We start from the raw sequence: 21,101 nt of genomic DNA, 5'->3' as shown, positions 1-21,101 counted from the left end.
GTTCTTTTGCACAGGCCTTATATTTTGTATACATAATACTCTTTCAGTTCCGCCTTTCCAAGTATTTTTCCGGATTTCTCATATTCCTGCTGCAAAGCTGTCATAATGTGCTCCATTCCGGTGATTTCCTGCCTGGAGGCTGCAAGAAAAGCTGCGTTGACTGCAATATTTTTAATGGCCGCTCCGGAAAGCTCAAAATTTTCCGCAAGATACTCTATATCCAAATCGCTTCCCAGAGGCATTTGCCTGGGAAACACTTTCTGCCAGAGCTGTATGCGGCGTTCTTTCCGGGGAAAAGTGAAACGGATGATAAATTTGATTCGCCGTTTATAGGCGTCGTCAAAGTTCTGCAGCAGGTTAGTGGCAAGAATCGTAATTCCGTCATATTCTTCCATTTTCTGCAATAAATATGCAGTCTGGGCATTGGCACTGATATCCCTTGCATCTGTTACATCCACACGCTTCCCAAACAGCACGTCCGCCTCGTCAAAAAAGAGAATGCTTCTGCTCTTTTTCACTTCGTCAAAGATTTCCCGGAGGTTTTTCTGGGTTTCTCCAATGTATTTGGACAGCACACCGGAAAGATCCACCTTATACAGCTCCAGATTCAATTCTCTGGCAAGGACCTGAGCTGCCATGGTTTTCCCTGTTCCCGGAGGCCCTGCAAACAGCATGGATACTCCACGTCCATAAGCAATCTTATCCTGAAATCCCCATTCCTCATAGACCTTTCCCCGAAAAGATACCTGCCCGCAGGCCTGCCGCAGCAGTTCTTTTGGCCCTTCTTCCAGCACCAGGTCATCCCAGGTATACACCGCCCTGACCCGGCTGGCGCGCTCTCCCAGCCGGTGGGAAATTTTCTGCTGGCAGGCCCGGTACAGACGGGCGGCGGAAACTTCTTCCCCGTAGATTTCCCCTTCCCGGCAGGCCAGCTCTGCCGCTTCTTTTATCACTCCCGGCGTAAAATCAAACTGGGCCGCCAAAGTATCGTATATCTGCTGCCTTTCCAGCCCGCAAGTTTCTTTTTCGTGTCCTGCCTCTTCCAGAAAGGTTTTCCAGAGCAGGCTCCGTTCCTGTATGGAGGGAAATCCCATGGAAAATTCTTCTGTCCGGCAGCCGGCGGGATATTCCCCGCCGAACACATCCTGCCCCGCTTCCTCTTCCACTGCCAGAAATGCATCCTGAAAAAACAATGAGGTTTTCAGCAGGATTTCCTGTGCAAACAGCCGGTTCTTCTTCTCCCCGTCCCACAGGGTTTCCCAGTGGCAGAAGGTCAGAAAAGCATGATCCAGCACTGCCCGCACCAGCGCGTTACAAATAAGATTTCTCATCTGTTCTTCATTTTTACCGGAGAAGATTCTCAGATCAAAAAACAGTACGCCCCGGCCCAGAGCTGCTGCCGCCAGTTTTATCTGCAGCTTTTTTCCGCTTCCTCCGGGACCACGCAGAAGAAACAGCCTGAGCTCCCTTCTTTCCGTCCCTGCGTTCTGACCAGGGTTTCCTTCTGTCAGACGCTTTTTTATGACCTCCATGACCTGATGATTAATATTGGGCGTGGGGGCAGGTCTTCCATCCGGAATGCTCAGACGGTATTCCACCTTTCGGTTCAGCAGGTCTGATTCCTGAAAATATGCATAGGCCACCAGATCTTTCCGGAGCTTCAGCCTCCAGGACAGCTCGCTTTCCTGACCTCTCTGAATTTCTTCAAAGATACAGCTCAACAACTCCCGGCGTACAAAAGTCCGGCCTGTCAGCCTGTTCTGTTCCTGTTCGTCCATGGTATACATTTTCACGCACAAATCCAGGGAAGGATACCTCCAGGACAGGTCGTCCTGCAGATAGCAGTACAGCCGCTCAAATTCCCGGTTTAATTCCGGCGCCATGGCGAGACAGGCCAGATACTGCTCAAATTCCGTGAGCTTCAGTCTGCGGAGCATGTATTCAAAGGGAAGCATCTCGCCATTTTTCATGGTGCGGTAAGCCTTCTCATGGAATTCCCGCCACCGGAGCATAAGAAGTTCCCGTTCCCGGCGATAAGATTCCAAATCCATATAGGCAAAAGGATTTTCCAGAATATTGGAGAGTTCCTCCTTCAACAGCTTCGTCTGGTAAATATGGCGGATTCCTCCGTCCTCCCGCAGCCGCACCGCATACCTGGTATAAAGGCTGATTTCCTGCTTCACCAGCTCCAGCAGTTCTTTGAAATATACTTCCTGTCCTTCCAATACCAATCCACCATCCATTTATTATATTCCTGATATCAGCGTTTTCTTAAAACTTCTCAGATCCGGGGCCTGGAAAAGCTGAGCGTAGTTCACGCCGGAATCTTCAAACTGACTCTGAGCGGCCACATATCTCTTATATACAGCTCTTGGTTCCTCCAGTTCCGCTTCCTCTGTGGCTGTATCTGCCTTTTTCACGGCTCCTCTCAGACCGTATTTATCATCTTTCAGTTCTTCAATGGTTCCCCAGAGCCTTGCCTGAACCGCATCTGCTTCATCGGAATCCTGCTTTTCCTGGTTACGTTTCTCAATTCCCATTTTGGTACCGGTTGCTCCGACTCCTCCCAGGCTTGCTGCAAAGCCCATCCAGGTCTTCGCTGTTTTTGATGAATCGCTGCCCGTATTATTATTCACACTGATAGCTATACTGGAACCAAGTCCGATTGCAGCGGCTATCAACCCTGTAGAAGTGGTGGCCAGAGACCGCTTCGTCCTGTCAATTCTTCTGTGTATTGCCACGTAAGAAGCCAGTCTGTCTTTCTCCTCGCTGCTGACTTCCTCTTTGTTCAGCAATTTATTGGCAGCAACCCTCCGCTCCGCCCGCTCCGTCTTCGTGGCCGTCTGAGGCTTTTGCTTTTTCCCCGCTCCGGCCTGGGGCGCCTGCCCTGCCTCCTGGGCATTTCTGTTCTTTCGTCGTATGCGCAGCCTCAATTTCCGTCTTCTGTGCGGCGCTTCCTCCCCTGCTCCGGCGCCGCCAGGCGCAGGCTGAGGATTTGGATTGGGATTTGCATCGTTCACATGATTTCCGCCATCTTCATGGTGTTGTTCTGCAGGAACCTGCGCTCTATTCTCATCCTGTACGTCTTCATCCCGCCCGTCTTCATTATGCTCGTCTTCATTTCCCTGAATTCCATTTTCTGTCTGCCCGTCTTCATTTTCCCCGGCGTCAGCATGATCCCCGTTTTCCTCTCCCTGAGCCTCCTGGGGCTGTTCATATTTTTCCACAATGGCCTGGATACCCTCTCCACCGTTTCCGCCTTTCCATCTCATATTCTCCAGAACCTTTAACTTTGAAATTCCGGCTCTGGTAACATGCAGTCCCCGTGCGGCCCCCAGAAAACCTCCAATTTGGGAAGCGCTGTTCATAAGCAGGGTAATCCTGTCCCAGAGCGCTCCATTGTCAAAAATTCCATCTTTTTTCCCGGCAAAGCCTGCTATGGTCTTGGCCATGGAACAGCCTTTGGCCAGCACAGTAAAAATATCTGTCAGCATACCGATAACAGTAAACGCCTTGTCTGTCCTCGTTTTCCCTTTCTTATAATTCTTAATTTTTATGACAAACTCCCGAATAGAAGTAACAAGAGCCATAAAATCGGAGATCAGGCCAATTCCTTTCCCAATCACGGAATCTCTGTAAGTACCTTCGCCCACCACAGCATCCAGCGTACCCAGCGCCCCGTTGGCGGCACCGATTATTTTCAGGGAATCTGCCGCCTTGTTATATTTGGAAGATTTGAAAAACCGCTGGAATCTCCCGCTTCTTAAGGGATTGTTTCCTCCCCCTTCCAGCTCCCTTGCCAGAACTACAGCCTTATAGATATTGCTGTCTCGCATATGCAGCAGCCCGCTTACCAGACCATTCTGAGTATTTATGTCCCGTTTCTTATCTTTCTTATTTCCATCTTTTTTGTCTTTCTCCTTTTCCTTATGCCTTTCTTCCATTTGCAGCAATTCCTTCATTGTATGAAAAGAAATTCCTCTTTCGCCATGGTCTTTCCACATACGCCGGGCCCCTCCTGCCCGCATCACAGCATGGGCCATTTCCATATTAATCCGTTCATTCACCGGTTGTGGATTATCCTGCTGGCTCCCTCCTGCTCCCGCTCCTGGCGGATTCGGGCCCGGCGGAGGCTCTACATGATTGTTATTGTTATTATTGTTATTATCTTCGATATGGTCTGCATTATCTCCGATATGCTCGTCATCACCTTCATCATCCACATGGCCATCATGATTCTGCGGATTCGGGCCCGGCGGAGGCTCTACATGATTGTTATTGTTATTATTGTTATTATCTTCGATATGGTCTGCATTATCTCCGATATGCTCGTCATCACCTTCATCATCCACATGGCCATCATGATTCTGCGGATTCGGGCCCGGCGGAGGCTCTACATGATTGTTATTGTTATTATTGTTATTATCTTCGATATGGTCTGCATTATCTCCGGTTTGCTCGTCATCACCTTCATCATCCACATGGCCATCATGATTCTGTCGAACATTATTTTGATCAATCTGGCCTCCTCCGACTCCTGCTCCCGGTCCTGGCGGATTTGGGCCCGGCAGATTCTCTACATGCTGACCATTATTCCCGTCATTTTCGTGGATATTATTCCCTTTACTCTCATTCTGCAAAGGCCGAATGGCTTCTGTTCCGGAGCCCTCTCCGCCTCCTCCTTCTACTATTGGCACTGACGGAACATTCCGCTCCATCTGATTCTCTTTCCGTTCTTCCACTAATTCCCCTGACATTTTATTTCACCTCGCTCCCGGTTTTACTAAAATTTCTCAATTACTGTCTCTACTTCATCCTCCGGCGGCAGCTTATAATATCTGTCGCAGCGATAGAGATATTCTTTTGCGGCTTTGTCTTTCCGGTGCTGTTTGAGCACTTCCACAAACACAAGCCTTGCCTCATAAAATTTCTTTTCCACAAAGAGCCCTACGCCCTGTTCAAACAACGGTCTGGTAAGTTCTTTATAGTAGAATTCCTCCTCGGAATCTCCGTCGTAGACGTCATAAATCCGTTCGTACGTATGATCCGCCGCCAGATAAATATTTCCCAGATATCTGGCATGATAATGTTTCTCAAAATCCGGAATCTGCCGGTAAACCAGATGGGTAATCAGAATATGAGCGCCATATTTATCTCCTTTTAAACGCAGGGCCTTTGCCAGATCCGAATGGGCGGAAATGGCGGTGGCCTCCATCCGCTTTTCATGGCCGATAACGCCGATCATCACCTGTCCGTAGCTGATGGCAATGGTTCTTCCGTTTCCGGGCATCTGCTGCTCTAAAAGCCGCTGGATATCAATGGCGGCGTCCAGCGCTTCCTGGCTGCTGACCGTGAAAAATGCCGACAGCCCCGTGTCTTCAAAATGCTCCACCACCCCGTGATGGGTATTGATAGGTTCCACCAGCATGGACAGCACCCGGTTAATGTCTGTATAGACCTGCTCTGCGGACAAAAGGGCGCTCTGCTTAGGGTAATCAATGGCATGGAGGGACAGAATCGTAAGTTCTCCCTTCATCTGGTCTCCCAGCCTTACATCCTGAATGGATTCCTTTCCCAAAAGCTCCAGGATTTTTGCCGGAATAAATTTATAATAGCCGTCGGACATGCTTCTGATATCTTCCACATAATTTTCAAGCTCCAGAGACATCTGATTGAAGGCGGCAGAGATATCCGCAACCTCATCGTGTCCATGTACTTCCATGGTGACGCCCAGTTCTCCGGCCGCCAGCTTCCCGGCGCACTCCTTCAATGTCTTTAAGGGCCGCAGGAAAATATACAGAATCACCATCAGTACCACCGTCAGTATCAGCAAAAGGGTGGAAGACGCATTTTTCATATTCCACTGATAATACCATATCTGATAATCCATCATATTTCCGTCTGCGGAAACAACAAGGACTCCGTATTTCGTTCCATCGCCCAGAATAATAGGGATAAACTGATTATTCTGTCTTCCGCTCTGGCTTTCCTCCATCTTATTTATCACTTCCCCGGTATCATAAGCCTGATAAACTGACTCGGCTACTTCCGAAGCATAGACCCATTCCACCGGAACGCCGCTGTATTCGGACATGGATTCCCTCACGTACAGCTGCCCTTCCTCATCTGCGTGTAAAACACTGTAAAGATACAGAGAAAGCTCCGAAACGCTTTTTCCGTTATTGACGGCATGGTGGCTCAGCATCAGAGCCCGGTCTCCGGAAGGAAATTTCTCCGGGTTTGTCTCAATATTTTTCACAATATCTTCTTTGAGCACTTTGCCCAGGGCCGACAGGGACACCGTCTGAGTGTTCTCCAGCTGCTCCCGCATGGACTGTCCAATCCACTGCTCCAGAAAATGATCCATAACCAGAAGTCCCAGCAGGAAAATCAGGCACAGCCGCACCAGAACCGTCTGAAGATGGTATTTCACACGGGCCATCCAGTATACTCCCAGAAGGAACGCTGCCAGAAGGATTCCCCCATATACCCATAACATCCGATGAAATACGGAATGATGTGAGAGGGAAATCTTCGCGATATCCTTATGGGTTCCGTCCTGATAAGAACAGATGGCCCGTTCTCCCTGTTCTTCTTCCACACCCGCGCAGAATCCTGAAGCGGTACAGTCCAGGCTTCGCAGCTTGCGGAAGGTGAAATCCGGGTAGTCTTCCCGGATATCTTCTCCGGAAAACAGAACCTGCGAGGTCTGTTCCTCCAAATCTATCTGTATCACGCAGTCGGAACCGTAATCCAGCACGTAAGCGTATTTTCCGTCATTTGCAAGAGCTTTGAACACGCCTTTTTTTCCGCTGATTCCCTGAATGTCCAGATAACGGTCTGTTCCCACCTCTTTGGCAAAAACCTCTCCTCCATAATCTGTCCACAGCAGAATTCCATTTCCGCTTAAGAAAAACTGGGCGTTCAGATACGGATATTCCAGAGGAATTTCATCCAGCTGCCTTCTCTCTCCCTGACGGTTCAGGGCAAACAGCCCGGCCGGCTCCTGGTTTTTCTCCGTATCCGGAATACCGATATAACAGAGTTCTCCATTCTGAATACACTGCACAGATATCCGACTGTATACGCCTGTATCTTCTGTGATGTCATACTCCGTGTCTTCCAGCCTGCCATGGTCAAAATCACATTTATAGACTTTATTGCTGACCCCGTTCCAGAATTTCACATTGGTTTCCTGAATTAACGCATAGGCGCTGCCTTCATCATCAAAAAAAATCTGGCGGATAATCTGGTACTGCTCCTTTTTATGCCGCCGGAAGGCAATCATTTCCCCCTTTTTTCCGTTCGGGTCCGAGCGGATAATTTTCAGATTTTCGCTCTCTCCCCGGTCTACATAATACAGATATCCATCCTGCAGATGAATCTGTTCGATATAATTTAATTTCACATTTTTCCCATAGAGGCTGGCCAGAAGAATCCCGGCCAGCGCGGCAATCACAATGCCCCAGATACCATACAAACTTTTTTTCTTCATTTTTCTTTCCTCAGAATCTGATTGTCTTTAAAGCTGCACGGTGGGGCAGCCCGAATTAGTAAACTGTATGATTCCTCCCCAGGCGCAGGTCAGCTTACACTGATCGTCCACCGCCGGCTTCCCGCCCACCAGCACCTGAGGAACTCCGGGAGCCCAGGGCCCCGCCGGAACCGGCGTACAGGGCATGGGCGTCAACACCCCCATGGCCGCGGCAGTAGCTGCGGCTACCGCGGGATTGGCCATGCTCTGGCACATCCCAAAGGGGGTAATATTTACAAAGGGCACGTTATCTGCTATGGTTGCAAGGGGCATTGCCGACATGGTTTTTGCTGTGGGCAATACATTCAGTATGGATGGGGCCATGCCAAAGCTGCAGGACATGGACGCTCCTCCCGTCACACATAATCCCATAATCCTCACTCCTCCAAAATATGATTTTCCTTCCCGGAAATAATTTCTGCCTTTCCGCATATCTCCTGTTCCGCAAATTTGCAGGAATACTGCAGAACGCCTGTTTCCTGGGGAAGTTTTCCCAGCAAAAGATAAAATTCTCCCCTGTCGTCTGCAATGGCCCCCTGCGCCGGAAAAAGTATCGTATCTTTTTTCTGCCAGGAACCTGTCAGAGGCTGAAAAAGCTGAAAATATTCGTTATCTCCTTCCGAATATCTCATATGGAAATATTCCCCTGTCTGCTCCTGCCGCTTTCGGATATGCCAGAACGGACTTCGTATTCCTCTTTTCAGATAAAAGGAAATCTCTGCCTCTCCCTGTCTGTAATCCTGAAGCAGCCGGCAGCCTCTCTGTTCTTCTTCCAGGTAACACCGTACCAGACTTCCCGGCCTGGCCCTGCCCCGGACTGCAGTATCCCCCTCCTTCACCGGAAAAGCAGGAGAAGGATACAGCAGCACCTCTTCCACTTCTTTGCCGCCGTCAGCTTTCAGAATAAGTTTCCGGCGCTGGTAGACGGGGGACTCCACTTCTATTTCAACTTCCGGGCTGTTCACATTCAGAAACAGAACATAGCCTCCTGCTTTCTTCTCCGTTGTTCCGCCGGACAGGGAATGAACCCGGATTTCCGCCGACACAGGCGTTCCGGTGAACATATCCCGAAACAGAACTGCTTTGGAAAGGCGGATGCTGGTTTCCTGTAATACCATCTTATGACTCCTTTCCGGAATACCGGTAACTGATTTCCCGTACCCGTTTTACAGACTTCACTCTGGTGGACTGCAGTTCCACAGGCCCTGCGGTATAATACAGCGACGTTCGGTAAGCTGCATTGGGTACGGTCCAGAGGCGTACCTTTTCCTCTGTTTCCAGCTCCAGCATCTGTATACGGATATTGGCATTTCCAGGCACATCAGTGGGTGCAAACGTATCCGAATCCAGAGCTGCTTTATCCCGGAAGGCCTGAATAATTTTACCCATAATCTGATGTTCCTGCACCGCCCGGTATTTTAAATCGCTCTGCAGATAAAGGGTAATCATATAATACAGGGTCAGATATGTAGATGGATAACGCTGGGCATTCCTGTCGATATTGGCCATTTCATGGTCCTGAATGGAGGTATCCTCTCTCACGTCATAGAGCCACACCCCTACCGCGAAATCCCCGTGGTCTTCCGGAGAGCAGAGGCCAATCTGATCCGGACTGTTTAACAGTTCCGGAATCAGCGCTTCTTTCAGCAATGTTATTATCCCGTTTCCCGTATCCGCAATTTTGGTATAATCTGACATAATATCTCTCTTTTCTGTCTGAATTATGATTCCGAAATCTCATGTTCCTTCCGGAGTATCTGTATCTGAATCTTCCGGTTCCACCGGAGATTCCGCTGTCTCCACCTCCGGACTCTCCTCGTCTTCATCGTCATACTGGGTGCCTTCCGGATCCGGAACCGTCAGAATACCGTTTTTAAACTGACCGCCTTCCAGAACCTTTCCCGTAGAGACTTCGTACCGAACTCCGTGGCCGTAATAAACCCCGTTGATAAAATCACCTTTGTAAAGAAGGTTTCCATTCTCATCCCACAATTTACCGGATCCATAATACCTTCCTTTCAGAAATCCGCCGTCGTAAATGAGATTTCCGGTGGTAGTATGATACAGTTTTCCGGTTCCGTTGTACTGTCCCCGGTAGAATTCCCCATCATACACCAGCATTTCCGTGGCGGCATCCGTCAGCTTTCCGGCCCCCTGATACAGTCCGTCCGCAAAGGAACCGTCATAGATGAGCAGTTCTTTTTCCGTATCATAGAGTTTGCCCCTACCGTCATACTGATCCCCTTTAAAGGTACCGTCATACACCAGTTTTCCTTCCTCGTTAAAGGCTTTTCCAAGCCCTTCCCGTTTTCCCTGAACCCAAGCGCCGTCATACGTCAGATTCCCGTTTTCATCATAAAATTTTCCGGTTCCGTCATATGCTCCGTTAATCAGTCCTCCGTCATATACGAGATTCCCGTTTTCATAGAGTTTTCCTTTCCCTTCATATTTACCTTTGACAAACTCCCCTTTGTACAGGGTATTTCCATCCACATCATAGGAAGTCCCGGCGCCTTCCTTTTCCCCGTTAATAAAGCTGCCTTCATATATAAGAGCTCCTTTATTGTGGACTTCTTCCGGTTCCGCTGCGTCATCTGCGGCAGATTCGCTTTCGGAAGTTTCGCTCTTGGAAGTTTCGCCTCCATCATCTGAAAGTGTTCCGCCATTTTCCGCGCCTGCGGTGCTTCCGTTTTCAGAGGTTTCGGCTCCGCCGCCTTCGTTCTCCGCTGCATTTCTTCCGTTTCCGGAGGTTCCGGCTCCGTTTTCTGTTGTGCCGGAACTGCTGTTTCCATTTCCGCTTCCGGAATTTTCCGCTCCGCTTCCGGAGCTGCTGTTCCCGCTTTCAGCCCCTCCTGCCTGATTCCCGGTTGCACTTCCATTTGCCGGTTTACTGCCTCTGGCTTCAGAACTCCCGCCTGTCTTACTGTCTGCTCCGCCTCCGGAGCTTTCTCCTGCTCCGTTTCCGGCTTCTTCTCCGGAGTTCTCCCCTTCTCCATTATTTCCGGTCCCGGCAGGTTCGCTGGCATAGAGTTTTCCTTCTCCTTCATAGACATCATTGACAAAATCACCCTCATAGGCAACATTGCCGTTCTCATCATATTCCGTACCGGAACCTTCTTTTTTCCCGTCTACGAAATCTCCGTCATACACAAGGGCCCCGTCTTCATAGAGTTTTCCTTCCCCTTCGTATGCCCCGTCTCCGTTGACCGTTCCGTCATAAAGGACATTCCCTTCCTCATCCTCCAGAACAACAGCCTGCAGTTCCGGCTCTCCGTCCTCGAAGTTTCCCTGGGCAACCACATTTCCCTCTTCATCGTAAAGGGTTCCTTTGCCTTCTTTTTCTCCCCTGGCAAAGGTTCCCACATATTCTTCCTGGCCATTGGGAAAATAAAGGGTTCCGTTCCCCTCGTAAAGACCGTTTTTGAAATCTCCTTTATATTTCAGCTTTCCTGCCTCATCGTAGAGAAATCCCTGGCCGTCATACTGATTCAGCAGAAAAGTGCCTTTATAACAGAGAACATCCGTATTTTCATAGTACAGCTCTCCCTCACCGGAATAAGCCTCCATCTCAAAATTCCCCTCATACAGCAAGGCTCCCGTGTAGGTATAAAGCTGTCCTTTTCCATTGATGCGACCTTCCTCCATCTCTCCTTTGAAAATCAGCGTTCCGTCTTCCTGAGACACCAGCTCTACCTTACCGCTGTAACCCACCATTTCATGGGAATTTATCACCATAGTTTTTGTAAAAAACTGTGAGACCAGAATGGGATGCAACAATTTCACATACAAAACCGGAAGAACGGCTGACAGCAGCAGAATCACATATACCATCCTTTTCAGCACATAGTAATGGCCGAAAGAAAAATAGTCCCCGATTGTCCGCTCTTTTTTCTTTTTTTTCTGATTGATTCCTTTACGGACGTCACTCAGAACTTTTGAAGAAAAGGATTCCGGGCTGACCATCCGCTTCGCTTTGCGGAATGCCACCTGAAACGGCGCTGTTAAAATATGTGACAGCCTCCTGGCTGTACGTCCAATCAGTCCGCCCTGCATATTACATCCCTCCTGCCTGAACTGTTATTTCTTCACGTGCCCGGTTTCCTGAATTTCCAGGGTTCCGATTTTCTGAAAGGAAATTCCTTTTTCTGACAACACCGGATTGGGCAGCGTCAGCAGCAGATACAAAGCCGCCGAGCCAATTAAAAGAGTCGCCAGCACCGCCCGGATTTTCGGAAAGATTTTCTTAAGCCCCTCCCAGGCACGCCACCAGATTCTTCCTGGCTTTAACTCCTGCTGTTCGCTTTTTGTGAGCACCGACTCACAGATATTGTCATAGACCACGTAACTGTCCCAGAGATAAACAAAATGTCCTTCTTCCATATCCCTGGCAAATTTCATCAGCTCTCTGGAACTTTTCTGTTCCAGCTCCCTGGAAAACATCTCCTGCACCAGGCCGCTGACCCGGCTGATACAGTCTTTTTCCTGTACCTGCCAGTAGTAATCCACTTCCGTAAAAAAATAATTAAACCGGACGCTCAGATCCTCTCCCACCACAATATTGTCTTTCCGCAGCACTTCATACAGAAAACACTCCGGCATATTCAGGAGAAAAATCTGTGCAAAAATATTTTTCATCAGCTGCAGACGTTCCATCAGATTATAATTGCCCTGTTCCATGGCCTGCTGCAGCGTTCTTCCATCCGCATGGCTGAACACAATATAATATTTGCCGTCCGCATTAAAGCTGGTCTGAAAATCCTTAAAGGTATAGTTGACATTATTTCTGGTAGTGACCGGCACCAGCTTTCTGGCCAGCTCCATATCACTGACGCAGGCAACCGTATACCTGGTATCCTCTGCTCCGGAAACACCGCAGGCAACGTACAGATCAATGGCCCCGGAACCAGTGGTCTTGATTTTTGAAATCAGCTCATACTGTTCATCCTGAAACTTAAGTACCATATCTGTCTCACTCTTTCTCACGTACCACTACAAAGGTTGACGCCTGCACCTGAGGATAAGCCATGCTGGAAACGGAAATCTGGAAAATACTTGCAGTCTCCGGCGCAGTATACTTTCCGTTTTTGTCAATGGTTCCGCCGTTGCGGTCTCTGACGCTCCACTGAAGCCGCTCGTCCGTAAATCCTTCCAGAACTGCGGTAAATGCAATGCTGTCCCCGGTAAATACATTGGGATTATCCGGCTGTATGTAGATACGTTTTTTCCTGGCTGATTCTGATTTGCGTATTTCATTGCGCAATGCGGTCCAGTGCACCCGCACCAGTTTTGCGCTGCTGTTTCGGATAATTTTCAGGCCGATTTCAAAGGTTCCCATAGAAGGCTCCAGCCTTGCCCCCAGAGAAGCCGCAAATCCATATTTATCCTGAAACAGGGAAGCATCCCCGAATACCATCTGAGACTCGCCGGCAAATCCGTTGTCCACTTCATAGCCAAGGTCGATGGTCACCGGACCGAAGCCCAGCCCGTGTACAATTTCATCGGAATACAGCACTTCCCCCGGCCTCATATGGCTCACATCAAAGACCACGTCGCCATAGACAGTTTTCAGGGGCTTTTTCTCTTCCTGCTCTTTCCGGTTTTCTGTTTCCCGCAGTTCTGCTTCCTTCAGCCTTTTCACATCCTCCGTCAGCCTTCCAATCATGGCTGCGGAAATCTCCGTATGCATGATTTTCTGCTCAAAGGGCAATGGATCAATCCGCTCAATCAGACAGACGTCTCCGGCCCTTACCACATAAATCTTTGCCAGATAAATGCCCTGCTGAAAGGTATTTCCCACGATATAATCCATGGCTGTTTTATAATATTCCTCCTGCATGGAATCATAAATATCCTGGTCGCTGATCCGGACACGATTCACACAGGGACCGGCCTCATCGTACTCCCGGCCTCCCATCTGCAGTTTAAAGCTGCCGCTGACCAGTGCGGCCTCCGCCTGCACGTTGCTGACACAGGCTGCTTTCAGGGGAATTTCCATCTGGTATTTTCCTGTTTTCTCCCAGTCCTCCTCCCGGAAAGAAACATGAACCCGGTTTCCCTCTCCATTTGTGAGAAACGAAAGCTCCAGCTCGTACTCAAAGGACAGTTCCTGCTGCCCCGTATATTCCACCTCAATCCGCAGAACCGTGTCTTTTCCCAGTTCCGGAAATCTGGGCAGTATCTGAGAAATCTTTATATCCTGTCCCTGGTAAACAATCTGGCAGTCCTCATAGAGACGGGCAGGAGAAAAGGCTTCCCGCTCCGGCTCCTCCTGGGTCACAAACAGCCGGTACCCCTCTTTGTATTTGTTGTATTCACTGCTGTCCCGTCCCATGGTTCCGGTCACGTTATGCATAAGTTCTGCGGCTTCTTCCTGATATTCCAGACACAGGTAATAAAAATCTCCTTCCTGGTCTCCCCCATAACCTTCCAGCTCCGTAATTCTGCGCACCGCCGGTTCATCCAACACGATTTCCCGGCCGGCAAAATCCAGTGCCAGTCCCCGTTCTACCGATATGCTTTCATCGTCTACTTCCACCACGCCCAGTCCGCAGACCACACCGGAGCCAAAAAGGAAACGGTTGACCGTCCTGCGCTTATCGTTAAAATATTTCTGCTCTGTTTCAAAATCTTCCACGGACAGCAGCTTCCCATAAAAATACCGATTCCTTTCAAATGGAAAGCTCTTCAAATTCTTCATAGTTCTTTTCCTCCTTTGCCCCGGTCTCTGCCATGCCAACCATTGACGGAATCGCAGCCCCACCGTTTAAATTTGCACGCTCCCAGGCAACCAGCGTACTGTTTATTCCTGCATACACATTCTGTCCCAGATAAATGCCCTGACCCAGGATAATCAGATGTATCCGGATATGGGCAGGTTTGATATCCTCAATCATTTTTTTCAGCGCATGTTGCTCCCGCAGGGAAGGCACCGCCTGTTCCCGTACAAGCACGCTCACCTCATAGGGGCCATGGGCATAAAACTGTTTCAGGCTCCGGTATGCGGTTTCATTCCCCCGGTACTGCTCGATATCGCAGTATTCCAGAAAATACGGACGCTCTCCGGTAAAAATTCCAATGACATATTCCATATATTCTCTGGTGCCCCGAATCAGATTTTTCCTGACAATTCCACTCAGCAGAAGCCGCAGTTTTTCCTCCTGCCACAGATGTCCGTTGGTAACTCCCACCCATCTGGCCATCCAGTGCAGAAATTCCGGTTCTGCAGTCATCGGGTCAAGCTGCCTGGCGGAATCTGTAATTTTTTCATCCAAATCCTGATAAATGGTCTCAAACAGTCCCAGAAATCTTCCCAGAAAATCTTCCCTGCCTTTCGTCTGATAAATCATGGGAAGGTAAGACAGAAAACTGCGGTTTCCGGCATAAATTTTCATATGCCGGATTTGAGGAAGAAACCCTGCCTGGCAGAATAACTGAATTTCCATCCAGAGATATCTGCCTCTGGCCCGATACAGTAAAATGTCCTGTGGATTCTGTACGATATGGGCCAGATAAGGCTCCATGGCCCGATGCTTTTTCTCCGGCGTGATTTCCTGGTTCCGAATCAGCTCTTCCCAGCGGTAAATCTCACCGTCCACCACAGTCTCGGCATCATCGCTGCAGTAAAAATAAAACCGGATGGAATCATCCCCGTACCCAACGCTCTGTATCACCGCCCGATGCCACTGGTTTCCCCTTTCCCCGCTGTCTAACAGGCGTGAAATGAAAACACCGCTTTCCCGGACGCCTTCTTCCAGGGCAAGGCCCCCTTCGGTAATACGAATGCCCTTTCGGTAACCGGACTCGTAATCCCTCTTTTTATTAAATACAAAATATGCAAGCTGCTCCACAATATCGCCCCTTGTCTATGGTATCTTTCTATCTGTTATGACATAAAAATCCGAATATCCAGTTCCTTCAGCCAGGGAAGCCCGTTGGGCGGAAGCTGCACGTCGCCGTTGGCCAGATAGCGATATCCCCGGCCGCCAGCCTCCAGGGTAAGGGTCCTGGCCTGCCGCACACAGGGCAGGATATCAATGATTCCGTAAATAGCGCTGGCAGATACCGGCCGGCCGATTTCCCATACGGTTTCATCCAGCCAGGAACGCACCGCATGTTCAATCATCTCCTCCGCATCGGTGAACTGGGGCCGGATAACAATTTCTGCAAAAACAGAAATACTCACATATTCCGGATTCAGTATCTTTACAGCGGTACCAATCATTTTCCGCTTCCAGAGCATCTGTTCCAGATTCTGCCTGTATTTATCACTCAGACATGTGTCCCGCTCTTTATAACTCAGAGGACGTACCACAATGGAAATCTCATTTTCCGGCAGGGAATCCCGTTTTCCGGCGGGAGGCACCACTTTGCTGTCCAGAATCAGAAGTCCCGGCGTCTGTTTTACCAGTTCTTCATAATCGGAACCGGTGACGCCGCGGTGAATCTGTTTCAGTTCCTGCCGCAGCCTTCCGTAACACTCCTCTATGGTTTCATCATCCCGGCCGCCTCCGGTCATCTCATACTGTTTTACCAGAAACTGAGGGAAATCCCTGCATTCCCGGATTTTTCCCGCTTTGATATTTCCTGATTTCCCGCTGCTTGTTTTCAGCCGCAGCAGCCGGATATCCCCGTCCGGCGCCATCCCGTGCTCACCGTTTCCAAACAGCAGCCTGTGCTCCGAAAGTTCCAGCACATACACCGCGTCCTCCGGTGTGCAGACGTCAAAATCTTCCACCCTGCGCCAGGGATAAAATCTGCCTTCCTGACTGTCTTTTACCATAATTTCAAACTCATCATATACAATATCTGTCATATCCAGGCGGTATTCCTGGCTGGCAGCTCCGTTTCCCCGTCCAATTTCCCGTTTTTCCTGAAATTCATTTTCCCAGGCTGCCAGCCGGCAGGCAAAGACCCGGCCGTTTTCCGCCTGTTCCGGTCTGCGAAAAGACAGAATCATGTCTCCGTCTTCCCCTTCCGCTTTATCCAGCACCGGCGTAACTGTCCATCCCTTATCCTGCTCCAGATACAGTTCTGTCTGTCCCCTTTTTGCCAGATACATACTGGTTTTTACAGAAAGGATTTCCTGTCCTTCTTTCGGGATTACTTCATAATCCTCATAATCGCACCAGGAATACTGCTGCTTTACCTCTGTTTCATTAAAATATATATTCTGTATCAGCGGCGCCACATCATAATCATTTTCCATCAGAGTAACACGTATCTGAAAAGCCCCGTATGTCTCGTCCTCCACCATTTTCTTCGGCAGCCGGAAACAGATTTTCCCCCGCTGCAGAAAGGCATATGTGGTATCGGATTCCACGGGCAGTTCCTCCCAGCCTTCTGACGACTGATATTCCCACTTCAGTCGGGCAAGGGGAATAAAATCTTCCCCGATGGGATTGCGGCTCACCTGATAGTCTGTGCAGATATCAAAGGATACCACTGTTCTGTCCCTGGAAGAAAAGGACCTGTCCATAATAAAGCAGCAGCTGTTTCCCACCTGCGGATACTCTCCGAATGGGTACAGGCGCATCTTTTTTTCCAGATCATTTCCAATATTCACATAGCGGTCCAGCAATTCTCCGCACAGAATGTAAGCGCCAATCAGACGGATGGGATGGGGCCATTCCTTGCGAACCGTCTCAAAAACCATATCTCCCGCGCAGAACCGGGTTCCTTTCAGAAGGGGAATCCGACTGCCGCCGAAACCTGCCGCCAGCTCCAGGCTGACAGAGCCCCGGGCAGGTCTTGCATGATTCCTTTCCATCCCCAGCAGTTTCAGATATTTCTGACGTTTCCAGCCGCAAAGACGGCTGATCTGATACTGCTGTATTTCTTTGAACCACGAGAGAAGCCCAAGCAGCATAATTCCCGGATCTGACTGGTTGTAATTGGTCCAGTCCGGACATTTTCCCGGTATCTGAAAAACCGCGTCCGCTTCAATTTCTCCATACGATTTATCATCCAGATTCAAATTGTAGAACATGGCCTGCACTCCTTCTTCCTCTGTTCTGTCTTTTCAGTCCTCAGGGTTCCGCCACCACTTCATGAAAGCCGCTTTTCGGCAGACGGTAAAAGGGCAGAAACCGTTCTTCGTTGACTTCGTATTCCTCAAACCGCCCGCTGCGGTATTTACGCAGGGAAAGCTGGCTGATATATTTCACCCCCTCCACCCGTTTCAGGGCGTGGGTAATCTGATTTTTGTCCGGGAGCGTGCCGATTTCCCAGCCGTCACCGTAAAAATTCCCGTGAAGGGGGTCTAAAAACCGCTTCAGTTCTTCTCTCACCCGCTTTGTGGCGGCAAAAATCTCCTTTTCCTGCGCCAGCTCCAGAACCACCTTCACATCCAGCCGAATCAGCTCCGGCATCACAATATGAAACCGTCCCAGATTTACAATATTCTCATCCATACGGACGGAAAGGTATTCATAAATCTTCTTTCTGGTCCGTTCAAAACTGTAGCAATGCTCTCCATAACTCCCTGGAAGCACCACAAGGGTTACTGCTCCCGGCTGGTATCTGCCTGTTTCATCACAGCCTGGAAAACATTTCACCATACTGATATCCCTGGCTGCTTCCCGCGCCATATCTTCATAATCCTCCGCTGAAACACATCGCCTGCCGTGACGCAGCAGACCGGCGTTTCTGCCCACTGCTTCCATCACGCCCTCTCCGGGAAGGCCGCAGACAGCATCCAGAGGATTGTTTACACTGTTGATAAACCCTGCTGTCCGGTCCAGACGGGAGATTTCCCCGGCCTTTACATTCCCTTTTTCTCCCCGGCAGTACCCGTATTTCACATATATTTCAATCTCGTCCTGTTCGTTGCGGCCCGATACCTCCATATATTTCGGAAAAGTCAGAATACCGTCGCGCCGGTCTGCCGTATATTCCTTTCTGCTGCCGCTGTCCGGCCCCAGTTCTTCCACCTCTGTCCATAATTCCCGATTCTGCCCCGGACCGTTTTCATAATCTGTTTTTCCCAGAACCCGAACCTCCAGCCGGGAAATATCTCCATAGGAAAGATGAATCTTTTTTTCTTCCATGCGGGGCTCCAGACCAAAAACTTCCTCCACGGTCTCAATCCCAAGAACTATGGTCGCATTCGGATAAATTCCTTCGATTTTCGGACAGTTTTCCGGCGTTTTGGTCAGTTCCCTGCCTGCTTTGCCGCTGAGACGGAGCCAGAACAGATTTTCCCCAAACAGCGAATCCCGGCAGATATCATTGCGTCCGTACCATGAAATCAGCCCTGTATGTGCAAATCCTTCCGTACTGTCAGCAGGATGCATTTCCTGCCATCCCTCCGCCGACAGGTATTCCCATTTCAGTCCGGACAGATGATTCTGCAAGGTATCATGCATAACGAACAGCATTTTCAGCGGGCCTCCGGCAGGGGGATGCCCAAAGCCGAAATAGCATGTTTTCTGTTCCTCCGTCCGCGCCCTGCACACGGGAACTGCAAACCCTTTTTTCTGCATTTCCTCCGTCCCGTATTCCTTCAGCTCCATATTATTCTGCTGAATCATGGTCTTCGGACGGAGAGGCGTTTTCATATAGCTGTAGCTTAAAGAAAAATTTCCGGCCACAGGGGCCACGTAAGCGCCCTTTGTCTTAAAAGCATTATTCATACGGATAATTCTGGCACGGATACAGTAATTCTCCGCCGAATTCACCAGTACCCGGCTGATATCCGGCGGACAGGTAAACTCCATCTGCCGGCGCACACCCTTAAGTCCCTCGCCGGCTGTAAAAATATTTCCGTACTGGCCGGACACCGGGAGACGTTTCCATCCAAACCCATTGTAATATTCCCATATAACTTCCCGAATTGTAATATCATATTCTTCTTCCGGCACAAATTCCTGCTTCCGCATAATCCGTTTCCAGGCTATTTTCACACCTGACACGATTTCCTCTATGGGGATTCTGACAAAATCAAGGTCAAATTCCACCCGGACACGGGCGCCGGGCCTGCCGAATATTTCACCGCTTCCGATATAAAACTCATCATAAACAGACGGATGTTCCCCAAAGGCCAGAAATTCTTCGATTTCCTGGTCCGTTCCGTTTACATGAATAAATTCCGGTTTCTGTCCGAGACATTCTGTGCCCAGAGATACTTCCTGCAGATAAATTCCGGAGAAATAATCCGCATCCAGTATTTCCGCATATATTACATACATGGAAGACAGGGATTCCGCAGGAGCAAACCCCCTGGGCCCGCCGGGAATCTGAAAACAGAGTCTTCCATCCTGGCAGGTATAATCCGTAATCATGCGGTATTCTTCTTCCTCCCCAACACTGTAATAAAAACGGATACGGGACGAATCACAGAGGGCTTCCCAAAAGCTGTCATGCTTCCCTTTTCCCGCAGGTACCAGGGAAAGCCCGGCGTCTGCGTACGCGGAAACTGCAATTTCCTGGCCAAAACAGAAAAACATCAGATGACGCTGCAGATTCTCCTCTCCATTCTGGAACAGAAAAAAAGATGGAACATCATCCCGGCGCCTGTTATACAGCTCATATATCCCGTCTCCTCCTGGGTCTGACAGAAAAATCTGTTCCAGCTCCATGGGGCGTACCAGTACCTCCTCCTGGGTTTCAAACACAAGCTGTTCTCCCTCTGATTCCGCCAGCAGCCTGGTTCCAAAAGGAACTTCTGCCTCACCGTCATATCCTTCCGGAAGGCCGAATACCACAAATCCTTCCGCCGGACTTGCGGGCAGCAGTCCGGCGTTCACTCCGTCAAAGAAAGAGAATAAATCTCCTGCTGCGGACATATTAAATTTTTTAATATTGTCATACATCATATCAGCGAATATGGATACCAGAGCAGTTCCGGCATCCGGCTGCTCCTCATCGTATCTCCATTCCGGAACATACTGCTTTGCACATTTTCTCATATAGCTGATGATGTCCTCTCTGGACATTTTCTCTATCTGCGGAATCTTCATAGCTGTTCCTCTCTCATTTCAAATCTCTTCCGGTTCTTATTCTCCCTCATTGATATAGAAAGGGTATACCAGATTATACTGGCTGTTTGTGGAGCGGATGACATAACTGACATGAATCATCAGAAGCCCTTCATCAATCTGTTCATCACTGACCTCCGCCTTTATGTCCGTAATCCGCGGTTCCCAGCGGATTAATGCGTGTTCCACTTCTGTTTTCATGGAGTACAGGGTGGTATAATCTGCAGATTCAAAGGTATAATCCCGGATTCTGCACCCGAATTCCGGGTGCATGGGCAGTTCTCCCGGCCTGGTTCCGATGATAATACCCACAGACTCCCGGATACTGTCTTCGTTGGAGGACATTTTAATCCGCCCGGTTGCCCCGTCAATTTCAACGGGAAACTTCCAGCCTGTTCCAAGAAATGCTTTTACTCCGTTTCTCTGATCCATGATTACCTCCTCCCGACATAGCCGGGTACCTCCTCTTATACCTTCAGGGCTCCTCCCAACTCCTGAACCTTCAGGACTCCTCCCGGCATAGCCGGGTACCTCCTCAAGGTAAATGTTGGGCCCCTCCTCTTATACCTTCAGGGCTCCTCCCAACTCCGTTG

The 21,101-nt window shown here is 49.4% G+C and carries 13 protein-coding genes; all 13 read right to left on the bottom strand.

The features are described from left to right. Positions 1-17 precede the first annotated feature (17 nt). The 13 genes from VSQ32_04050 to VSQ32_03990 are packed head-to-tail and all read right to left on the bottom strand — an operon-like array spanning position 18 to position 20,940. Positions 18-2,243 (bottom strand): ATP-binding protein, encoded by a 2,226-nt coding sequence (locus tag VSQ32_04050; GenBank protein ID MEH2942048.1) that lies wholly within the window; start codon positions 2,241-2,243, stop codon positions 18-20. 3 nt (positions 2,244-2,246) lie between these two features. Then, positions 2,247-4,757 (bottom strand): hypothetical protein, encoded by a 2,511-nt coding sequence (locus VSQ32_04045; GenBank protein ID MEH2942047.1) that lies wholly within the window; start codon positions 4,755-4,757, stop codon positions 2,247-2,249. Between the two features lie 26 nt (positions 4,758-4,783). After that, a complete protein-coding gene (locus tag VSQ32_04040) occupies positions 4,784-7,495 on the bottom strand; it encodes a HAMP domain-containing protein (protein ID MEH2942046.1) in 2,712 nt (903 codons plus the stop codon). A 27-nt stretch (positions 7,496-7,522) separates the two neighbouring features. Beyond that, positions 7,523-7,906: a DUF4280 domain-containing protein gene (locus VSQ32_04035; protein ID MEH2942045.1), complete on the bottom strand. Its 384-nt coding sequence runs from the start codon at positions 7,904-7,906 to the stop codon at positions 7,523-7,525. A gap of 5 nt (positions 7,907-7,911) precedes the next feature. Then, positions 7,912-8,652, bottom strand: coding sequence for a hypothetical protein (locus VSQ32_04030; GenBank protein ID MEH2942044.1), 741 nt, complete (start codon positions 8,650-8,652; stop codon positions 7,912-7,914). Between the two features lies 1 nt (position 8,653). Then, positions 8,654-9,232 carry a DUF4255 domain-containing protein gene (locus VSQ32_04025; protein MEH2942043.1) on the bottom strand — a complete coding sequence of 193 codons (579 nt, stop codon included), beginning with the start codon at positions 9,230-9,232 and terminating at the stop codon, positions 8,654-8,656. Between the two features lie 39 nt (positions 9,233-9,271). Next, positions 9,272-11,587, bottom strand: a complete 2,316-nt coding sequence (locus tag VSQ32_04020; protein MEH2942042.1) for a hypothetical protein — start codon at positions 11,585-11,587, stop codon at positions 9,272-9,274. 24 nt (positions 11,588-11,611) lie between these two features. Beyond that, on the bottom strand, positions 11,612-12,496 hold the full coding sequence (locus tag VSQ32_04015; protein ID MEH2942041.1) for a hypothetical protein: 885 nt from the start codon (positions 12,494-12,496) through the stop codon (positions 11,612-11,614). A gap of 7 nt (positions 12,497-12,503) precedes the next feature. Next, a complete protein-coding gene (locus VSQ32_04010) occupies positions 12,504-14,231 on the bottom strand; it encodes a hypothetical protein (GenBank protein ID MEH2942040.1) in 1,728 nt (575 codons plus the stop codon). Beyond that, positions 14,203-15,381: a phage tail protein gene (locus tag VSQ32_04005; protein ID MEH2942039.1), complete on the bottom strand. Its 1,179-nt coding sequence runs from the start codon at positions 15,379-15,381 to the stop codon at positions 14,203-14,205. The genes VSQ32_04010 and VSQ32_04005 overlap by 29 nt, the downstream gene beginning before the upstream one ends. Positions 15,382-15,416: 35 nt before the next feature. Beyond that, positions 15,417-17,519 (bottom strand): baseplate J/gp47 family protein, encoded by a 2,103-nt coding sequence (locus tag VSQ32_04000; GenBank protein ID MEH2942038.1) that lies wholly within the window; start codon positions 17,517-17,519, stop codon positions 15,417-15,419. Between the two features lie 40 nt (positions 17,520-17,559). Then, complete coding sequence (locus VSQ32_03995; protein ID MEH2942037.1) at positions 17,560-20,490, bottom strand: hypothetical protein; 2,931 nt, start codon at positions 20,488-20,490, stop codon at positions 17,560-17,562. Between the two features lie 36 nt (positions 20,491-20,526). Then, positions 20,527-20,940, bottom strand: a complete 414-nt coding sequence (locus VSQ32_03990; protein MEH2942036.1) for a GPW/gp25 family protein — start codon at positions 20,938-20,940, stop codon at positions 20,527-20,529. Positions 20,941-21,101: the final 161 nt, after the last annotated feature.

This window comes from Lachnospiraceae bacterium JLR.KK002, assembly GCA_036941025.1.
Lineage (GTDB): Bacteria > Bacillota > Clostridia > Lachnospirales > Lachnospiraceae > Petralouisia.
This window is presented reverse-complemented; position numbering and strand designations above follow the sequence as displayed.